The 6,415-nt window shown below is 45.8% G+C and carries 8 protein-coding genes; 3 read left to right on the top strand and 5 right to left on the bottom strand.

What is annotated here, in order from left to right:
• Window positions 1-115 precede the first annotated feature (115 nt).
• From AC5V8P_RS02385 to AC5V8P_RS02370, 4 genes are read right to left on the bottom strand one after another with little or no spacing between them, the layout of a single operon-like run.
• Window positions 116-430, bottom strand: a complete 315-nt coding sequence (locus AC5V8P_RS02385) for a PfkB family carbohydrate kinase (protein ID WP_269203325.1) — start codon at window positions 428-430, stop codon at window positions 116-118.
• 14 nt (window positions 431-444) lie between these two features.
• Complete coding sequence (locus AC5V8P_RS02380) at window positions 445-759, bottom strand: DMT family transporter (protein WP_064797771.1); 315 nt, start codon at window positions 757-759, stop codon at window positions 445-447.
• Entirely contained in the window at window positions 760-1,101 is a 342-nt protein-coding gene (locus AC5V8P_RS02375) for a DMT family transporter (RefSeq protein ID WP_063213837.1), read from the bottom strand.
• A 22-nt stretch (window positions 1,102-1,123) separates the two neighbouring features.
• The gene (locus AC5V8P_RS02370; protein ID WP_063213838.1) at window positions 1,124-1,741 is read right to left on the bottom strand and encodes a TetR/AcrR family transcriptional regulator; all 618 of its coding nucleotides are present in this window, start codon (window positions 1,739-1,741) and stop codon (window positions 1,124-1,126) included.
• Between the two features lie 194 nt (window positions 1,742-1,935).
• Here AC5V8P_RS02370 and cls point away from each other — a divergent pair, with 194 nt between their 5' ends.
• Window positions 1,936-3,447: a cardiolipin synthase gene (gene cls, locus AC5V8P_RS02365; protein ID WP_064797772.1), complete on the top strand. Its 1,512-nt coding sequence runs from the start codon at window positions 1,936-1,938 to the stop codon at window positions 3,445-3,447.
• A 35-nt stretch (window positions 3,448-3,482) separates the two neighbouring features.
• Here the strand turns inward: cls and AC5V8P_RS02360 are convergent, their stop codons facing one another.
• Window positions 3,483-4,979, bottom strand: coding sequence for a phospholipase D family protein (locus AC5V8P_RS02360; protein WP_064797773.1), 1,497 nt, complete (start codon window positions 4,977-4,979; stop codon window positions 3,483-3,485).
• Window positions 4,980-5,214: 235 nt separating this feature from the next.
• On the opposite strand from AC5V8P_RS02360, the gene AC5V8P_RS02355 reads away from it, so the two are divergent.
• Both AC5V8P_RS02355 and AC5V8P_RS02350 read left to right on the top strand, forming a co-directional pair.
• A complete protein-coding gene (locus AC5V8P_RS02355; protein WP_064797774.1) occupies window positions 5,215-5,640 on the top strand; it encodes a DMT family transporter in 426 nt (141 codons plus the stop codon).
• Window positions 5,641-5,697: 57 nt separating this feature from the next.
• Window positions 5,698-6,402 carry a Crp/Fnr family transcriptional regulator gene (locus AC5V8P_RS02350; RefSeq protein ID WP_064797775.1) on the top strand — a complete coding sequence of 235 codons (705 nt, stop codon included), beginning with the start codon at window positions 5,698-5,700 and terminating at the stop codon, window positions 6,400-6,402.
• Window positions 6,403-6,415: the final 13 nt, after the last annotated feature.

The raw sequence follows: 6,415 nt of genomic DNA, 5'->3' as shown, positions 1-6,415 counted from the left end.
GCAGCCAGGTGGCAGGCTGCCGGAGAGAACGACCCAAGCCGAATCCTCGGCAAGGGTCGCAATTTTGCGCCGCAGCGCGGCTAGTTCAAGCGGACCAACGGTCGGGCCGCTTGAACTAGCCGCGCTGCGTGCGGGCAGCCGGGTCGAGCACGGTAATGGCGAGACGGGTTTCCCCGTGTGCCGTTTCGATGAAATCGGCGCTTACGCCTTCCGCGCTCAACCCGTCGATGAGCAGCCGCCCCGTGTGCCCGGCTACAAACCCGGTCGCTCGCACAGGCTGGCCTAGCGTGCGAATGACACGAGCGGCATTTACGCCCTTGCCGCCAGGCACTGTCAGGCCACCTTCAATGCGGTGGACGGCATTCAGTCCAAAGCCTGCAACCGTGTAGATTTTATCCACGGCTGCGTTAAGCGTTACGGTGGTAATCACAAGGCATCACTCCTTTAAGAAATCAGCTTTAAGCCCAGTGCTGCGGCCAGAATCATGGCGATGAATAAAACACGCAGTACGCTTTTTTGCTCACCGTACAAGAACATGCCTGTAACTATACTACCGACCGTCCCGATGCCTGTCCATACGGCATAGGAAGTTCCCATGGGCAAACTTTTCATGGCGTAGCTGAGCAGAGAAAAGCTAAGAATAAAGGATAGGATCATAAGTGCCAAAGCCTTCCACCCTTTGCCGACCGTAACTCCCTTCATACCGATGACTCCAAGCACTTCCGAACATCCCGCAATAACCAGTGCAATCCAAGCCATTTAGGCACCACTCCCTTCCTGAGCATCACGATCGGTAACTAACTTCAAGCCGATCACACCTGCTAGCAAAAGGGCGATTAACAGCGTTTTGGACCATTGAAACGGTTCCCCGAATAGCAGCATTTCGCCTACGACGGTTCCCCCTGTGCCCAGTCCGGTAAATACAGCATACACCGTGCCTACAGGCAGGCGTTTTGCAGCCTTCATGATTAAATAAAAGCTGGCCAACACAGCCAGCACAGTTACAGCCCAGGTGAGTACAGAATCTGCATGCTTTAAACCCGATACCCATACGACCTCAATCAGGCCTCCAACAAAAACGTAAATCCAACTGCGATTCATGATGAATGTTCTCCTTGATTTACTATATTTTACAATTCAGACTGCTTGAGCCTTCATGAGATGAAGTTAACGTAATCCCACGCCAAAAAATAGGCCATGCCGCGTTTAACCTTCGGTGGTAGTTGGTACTTCCGCTGTACAGCAGCTCTACTATAATTCCATCCACCAATGTCATGTAGGCTAAAGCCATATCCGCTGGTTTCATATGTGCAAAAGGTTCCCGATCCCGTGCATTTCGGAGGCGACGAGTTAATTTTCGCTCCATTTTATCGAGAAAGGGATTCACAATATTCAGTACCTCGTTATATAAAGATACAGGTGGAAAGAAGGAAAAACGAAGCATAAACTTGGCTGAGTTATTGCTCTCATATTCCTGCTCCATCCAGAAGAGGAAGTCATGCAGTGTATGCTCCAGCGATTGTTCTTTGCGTTCCGTAAAGTATTGAAAAATACGTAAATTCTGCTCTTGAAACGCATACCTTGCCACCTGCAAAAACAGATCCTCCTTACCCTGAAAGTGCGCATATATAGACGGTTTTCGGATTCCAACCTCGGCGGCAATACTGCTCAAGGATGCTCCCTCATACCCATTGGCGGCAAATTGGAAAAGAGCGGCCTTTCGAATCTCTTCCATCCCCATATTATCACCTACCTAACGTTCGTTAGTTTATTTTTGCATGAAAAAAAGTAAGTGTCAACACCAAGACATTTCGTTATGTGCTGTGCACTTTTTTAATCAACATTTAAATAAATAAGTGGGAAGAAATAAGGGGCTCATGTACAATATAATGAAAATACCTGTTTAAATGCAGTCCACTGGAAGTGAGGTTAGTTATGAGGCGGAGCTTACTGGCCGTATTGATTGCGGTTCTGGTGTTTATTATTTATTATTTTGGCTTGTTTAATTACATCGGCAAAAATGAAGGAACTGTCATCAGTATTTTCTCTACTCTGACGGTTATTTCCATAAGTCTGATTATTTTTTCGGAGAATCGTAATCCTTCCACGACCATGTCCTGGATTTTGTTGCTGGCGTTGCTGCCAGTTGTTGGACTTCCTCTTTACTTTTTGTTTGGGCAAAATGTATTCAAGCGTCGTAAGTATGACAAAAAGGCATTGCGTGACCAACAGGCGTACGAGCGTATCGAAAAGGATGCTTTGCGGGTCAAGCGAGATCTGACCTGCTTTACAGATGAGCAGCAGCAGTTGATGCGTCTGGCCCGGAGATTGGCCCGCTCCCCGATTTATTTTGCGACAGAAACTAAAATTCTGAATAATGGAGATGAAACTTTCTCCACGCTGCTGGAAGAACTGCGTAAGGCGCAGCATCATATCCATATGGAATATTACATTTTCCGGTCGGATGATATCGGTACCAGCATTCAGAAAATTTTGATCGAAAAGGCTAAAGCGGGTGTTAAGGTTCGATTTATGTACGATGCAGTCGGTAGTATTCAGTTATCGAAGGCATTTTTGAAGGAAATGAAAGATGCAGGAGTAGAGGTTGTCGCATACGGCGGCGCCCGGATCTTGTTCTTCTCCAGCCGGGTAAACTACCGGAATCACCGTAAAATTGTAGTGATCGACGGTAATATCGGGTTAATTGGTGGCCTAAATGTAGGAGATGAGTATCTCAGCCGCAACAAAGCCTACGGCTTCTGGCGTGACACGCATATGATTGTGAAAGGCGAAGCGGTGCGGACGTTGCAACTTATATTTTTACAGGATTGGCTTCATATGACGGGTGAATCGGTGCTGGATAGCGAATATCTGTCTCCCGATGTTGAACCGATTACGGACGGGGGCGTACAGATTATTGCCAGCGGCCCGGATAATGAGCGGAGAGTGCTTAAAAATCTGTTTTTCTCCATGATCACATCTGCCCGAAAATCCGTCTGGATTGCCACTCCGTATTTTATCCCGGATGAAGATATCCTGACTGCTTTGCGCATGGCTGCTCTATCCGGATTGGACGTGCGTATTCTGTTTCCCGCAAAACCGGATAAATGGCTGCCTTTTCTCGCATCTCACTCGTACTTCCAAACGTTGCTGGAGGTTGGAGTCAAGGTATATGAATATGAAAAAGGGTTCCTTCACTCCAAGCTCCTCATTATTGACGGGGAGGTTGCGACTATTGGGACAGCCAATATGGATATGCGCAGCTTTCATTTGAATTTTGAAGTGAACGCTCTATTGATTCAAACCCACAGTGTGCAGCAGATGGTGAACGACTATGAGCGGGATTTGCACAATGCCAGCTTGATCGTACGCGAGGAATTCATGAAGAAGCGTCTGTTCAAACGTTTAATGGAATCGCTCGCTCGTCTGCTTTCACCGCTATTGTAGGCTTCAACGAATGGGCTACAGTCGTAATCTCCACGTTAAAATGTAGTAAAGCCTAAAATATCCTGGAGACGGTATATAATATCTTTCCAAAATGTTGAATGATCCTCGTAAGCTGCCAAATCCAGACTGTATTCAGCTCCCCGATTATTCCAAAGTTTATCAAAATAGGCCGCCACCTGTCGGGTCAGCTTGCTGTCCGCCGGAGCGGCCACCCACAATTCATTCTCCAAATTTAAATCATCCAAATTACGGGGGGTCAAATTTGTAGAGCCACCCCAAATCAAGTGCTCTCCTTGTGCCTTGGCAATATAAATCAGCTTGGTATGAAATTGCTCATCGGTAGTATGATACCAGCGAATTTGAATGTTTCCATTTGATTTATCGGACAACTCTTGGGCAACCGGACGATTAGGTATGCCTATTTTTTCTTGTCCAAACGCATTATCATTGGGGTCCAACAGCAATTGGATGTTTACACCGCGTGCCGAGGCATCCAGCAGACTATTCAATACTTTACGGTCAGCTAGATAAAACATGCCCATATGAATGCTGTCCCCTTGCTTCGTCTGCTTAATACCATTCAGAACGGAGGTATACACTTTGCCTTCCGTGAGATATTTGATCCGGTAGCTGTCCTTCCCTGACGGGACTAGGTGTGCTGTTTGAGGCGTATACGCAGGAAGTTGTCCTCCACCCGAGAAGTCCAATATCGCCTGCTCTGTTTGTAAAATATCTGCAATGATCGGTCCCTTTACCTCCAGGGCAATATTGGAATGATAGGCACTTGCGTCGTGAACATTGCCTGAAGAAATAAGCGCAGTTTGTTCGTTGGCAACCAATTTTCGGTGATTGGCCTTGACATTTAACAGCTTTAAATAGGAGCGTGCCGTAACATCAGGTCCGTCACTGGCCATCAGATTGGGAATCCAGCCAGTGCCCTGCTGCCCGAACCATTGAAAAAAGGTACGCCACACGGCTGAATAGAGGGGCGTGGAGTCCCGCAACGGGTCTACATCAGTCTGCACGACCTGAATCCCTACTCGCTTCATATTCTCTAACAAAGGATTGGGAGCAGAGTTATAATTGGTATTGACTTCATCTGTAATGAAAAAGATAGGCATATCAGGATGGGCTTTCTTTTTAGCGATAAGATGATGGGCCATTTGTTCGCTGACTTCAGGGAAGTGCTGGCCTTTATGCTTATAATCGTTGAACAGAAACAGATCAATGACGATAAATTGCTGGGCGTCATCAATGATGCGTAGCATACGATTCAAAATTTGCCCTTCCTGTTGTACACTGCTTCCATCCCCGGTTGGGTAGGTCAAATCCGTCCAAAAGTTTACCTCGTTCGTGGAATACTCCTGACTTTCATAAGAGACGAACGGAGGCAGTGGTTTATGAGTTTGATACAGCATGACGGCAATCAACCAGAGGATCAGCACCAGAATGGCGATTTTAAGAGCACGGCCCTTGTGCATGGATTTTTTTTGAGATTCCGGTGCAGAATGCAGCGGATTTTGTTTAGTCATATGACGATCAGCTCCTCAATTGTGTGCTGCATTCCGTTTTATCGTGTCCCAACATGCGGGTTATGATTAGATACTGTCTAATTTATTAACGCAAGTCTACCGAATTGAAGCGGTATGCAGAACGGAATGAAATGGAGAACGTTTTATTAATTTGAGGACATATGTCCTTTATGAGCAGGCTGACCTATACTTAAATAGATAACAAAAGTCATCGATATGGGGAGAATAACGATTTATGAGAGGAATCTTGTTTGCTTTTCTAGGAGGCGCTTGTATTACGCTACAGGGGGTATCGAATACACGGATTAGTCACGATATCGGGACATGGCAGGCGGCTACGGTTACTCAGCTCATAGGTTTTATTTTGGCAGCATTCGTTTGGATGTTTACAAAGGATGGCCGTGTGGCTGAAATGAAACAGGTAAAGCCGATGTATCTTTGGGGTGGTGCTTTTGCGGCTATCATTATATTTAGTGAAGTTACAGCAATCCAACATATTGGAGTTACATTCACAATCTCGGCGCTGTTGATAGCTCAGTTATGTTTAACTTTTCTGGTAGACATCAAGGGATGGTTTGGCATCGTGAAGCAAAAGATGAAGCTGCCACAATTTATAGGTATTGGTATGATGATCGCGGGTGTCATTATTTTGAAGCTTTAAAGTAGAACTTTATTACAGAAAAAGCTTAGGCCGTAGAAATTGAAGGTGAGCTAAGGAATGAGAGAAATACAGGATCAAGAGCAGCTGAAATATTTTTTGCAACTGCATCAGTTAGAATCCGTACTCTACGAGCCGCTACATCCCCATTTGTCGCTGCACCGTTTGGAGCAAGGGGAAAAGCTCTGTTCGCAGGGGAATGCCATTGAACATCTGTATATTCTGGTGCAGGGCAAGGTTAAAATTTTTACCAACTCTACAGAAGGAAAGACGCTAATCCTTTGTTTTAAAACACCGATCGAGGTCATAGGCGATGTTGAATATATTCGTAGTAGTCATGTCATCAATACAGTAGAGGCCGTGTCGCCGATTTATGTGATTGGTGTCCATCATCAATGGATGAATAAGTACGGCAGAGATTATGCTCCATTACTACAGTTCCTATTGGATATTGTCACGCGAAAATTTTGCCTGGATTCTGATTTCTCCAGCTTCAACCAGATGTATCCAGTGGAAGTCAGGCTGGCGAGCTACCTGCTATCTGTTTCTTTTGACGAATCCAATTCTGACTTTCATGAGGAACTGCGGGTACCCAGTCTGGTAGATGTGGCGAATTTGATCGGAACCAGCTACAGGCACCTCAACCGTGTCATTCGCAAGATGATTGAAGAGGGATTGGTTGAACGAGCAAAAGGCTACATTGTCATTCGGGACAGAAAAGGTTTGAGTGAACTGGCGGGTCATAATATTTATGAATCGTTGTAATCATAGGGCATTG

The organism is Paenibacillus sp. N119s, from assembly GCF_059447605.1.
The sequence above is the reverse complement of the archived record's forward strand: the minus strand, read 5'-3'. Positions and strand labels throughout refer to the sequence as shown.